General features: G+C 72.1%; 2 protein-coding genes. Both read left to right on the top strand.

The window, feature by feature from the left end; translation table 11 throughout:
* Positions 1-115 precede the first annotated feature (115 nt).
* A complete protein-coding gene (locus K2X24_RS04145; RefSeq protein ID WP_292494940.1) occupies positions 116-832 on the top strand; it encodes a sulfate transporter family protein in 717 nt (238 codons plus the stop codon).
* Positions 833-1003: 171 nt separating this feature from the next.
* The coding region (locus K2X24_RS04140) for a complex I NDUFA9 subunit family protein (RefSeq protein WP_292494938.1) at positions 1004-1887 on the top strand (884 nt) is incomplete at its 3' end.

The raw sequence follows: 1887 nt of genomic DNA, 5'->3' as shown, positions 1-1887 counted from the left end.
GCCAGAACCTTTGGCCAGAGCCTTTGGCCAGAACCTCGGGACACGGTGCGCGCGGGGGCGACGCAGGCCGGGCCCTCACGACCGGACCGACTTCGAGACGACGGGATTCTCAGGTATGCTCATCCAGGCCGCCTTCGCCGCCGCCCGGCAGGTGTTCTCCGCCCCCTTGCGCGCGATCCTGTGGAAGTCCCTCGGGCTCACCGCGGGCATCCTCGTCCTCGTCTGGTTCGGGCTGACGCGGGCGATCAACTGGTTCCTGTCCCAGCACCACCTCTCGGTGGATTACCCCTTCCTCGACACCCTGGCGGTGTTCTTCGCCGGGGCCGGCCTGTTCGTGGGGCTGGCCTACATCATGCCGGCGGTGTCGATCCTGGTGGCGGGCTACTTCCTCGACGACGCGGCCGAGATCGTCGAGCGGACGGACTTCCCCGGCGATCCGCCGGGCCTCGCCCTGCCCCTCGGTACCGCGATGTTCTACGCGGTGCGCTTCGCCGGTCTCGCCCTGCTGGTGAACCTCGTGGCGCTGATCCTGTTCTTCGTGCCGGGGGTCAATCTCGTGGCGTTCTTCGGCGCCAACGCCTACCTGCTGTCGCGGGAGTATTTCGAGCTCGCCGCCGGGCGCTTCCGGCCGATGGCCGAGGCCGGCGCCATGCGGCGCCACTTCAGCGGCACCACGCTTCTGGCCGGCGTGCTGCTCGCCGGCCTCATGGTGGTGCCGGTGCTCAACCTCGTCACCCCGCTCTTCGGCATCGCCCTGATGGTGCACGTCCACAAGGGCCTGAGCCGGCGCACCCCGGTCGCGGGCCCGCAGGCCCAGCCGCGCCTGCGCTGAGGGCCGCCTCCACCCCCCGGAACAGCCGGGTCCGAATTTCACCGCGCGGCCTCCCGTCTTGCCGGGAAGTGGTCTAGATACGGGGCATCAGGCTACGGACCGGCGTCGATCCGCGCTTCCCTCGGGGTGCCGGATGACGCACGGGGGCCGCTTTTCGAGACGTGACGCGCGATGACCGGCTTCGAGACCCTTCCCCTGACCCGCCCCGCCGCGCAGCTCGTCACCGTGTTCGGCGGGTCGGGCTTCCTCGGGCGCCACGTCGTCCGGGCGCTCGCCAAGCGCGGCTACCGCATCCGGGTGGCGGTGCGCCGGCCGGACCTCGCGCTGTTCCTGCAGCCGCTGGGCAAGGTCGGCCAGATCGTGGCCGTGCAGGCCAACCTGCGCTACCCCGACTCGATCGCCCAGGCGGTCCACGGGGCCGACATCGTCGTCAACCTCGTGGGCATCCTGCAGGAGACCGGCAAGCAGAGCTTTTCGCAGTTGCAGGCCGAGGGCGCGGGCGCCATCGCCCGGGCGGCGGCCGCCGTAGGCGCGCCGCTGGTCCACGTCTCGGCCATCGGGGCGGATGCGGACTCGCCCTCGCAATACGCCCGCACCAAGGCGCTGGGCGAGGCCAAGGTGGCCGAGGCCGGCGGCGCCTACGTGATCCTGCGGCCCTCCCTGGTGTTCGGGCCGGGCGACAGCTTCTTCAACCGCTTCGCGTCGCTGGCCCGGGCCCTGCCGGTGCTGCCGCTGGCCGGCGCCGAGACGCGCTTCCAGCCGGTCTACGTCGCCGACGTGGCGGAGGCCGTGGCGCGCGCCGTGGAAGGCCACGTGCCGGCGGGCCGGGTCTACGAGCTCGGCGGCCCCGAGGTCGAGACCCTGGACGCCCTGGTGCGCTACATGCTCAAGGTGACGCTGCGCAAGCGCGCGGTGGTGGCCCTGCCGCTGCCGGCGGCGCTCCTCCAGGCCCGCGCCCTGGAGGTGGTCGACACCCTGACCCTCGGCCTCCTGCCGGACGCCCTCAAGCTCACCCGCGATCAGGTCACCCTGCTCCAGACCGACAACGTCGTCTC

The organism is Methylobacterium sp. (assembly GCF_019750675.1).
Classification (GTDB): domain Bacteria; phylum Pseudomonadota; class Alphaproteobacteria; order Rhizobiales; family Beijerinckiaceae; genus Methylobacterium.
Note: the sequence above shows the minus strand (reverse complement) of the source record. Positions and strands in the feature narration are given on the sequence as shown.

What these genes read in the sequence shown, in the direction of transcription:
- K2X24_RS04145 (WP_292494940.1), top strand. Translation starts at nt 116, where the DNA reads ATGCTCATCCAGGCCGCCTTCGCCGCCGCCCGGCAGGTGTTCTCCGCC.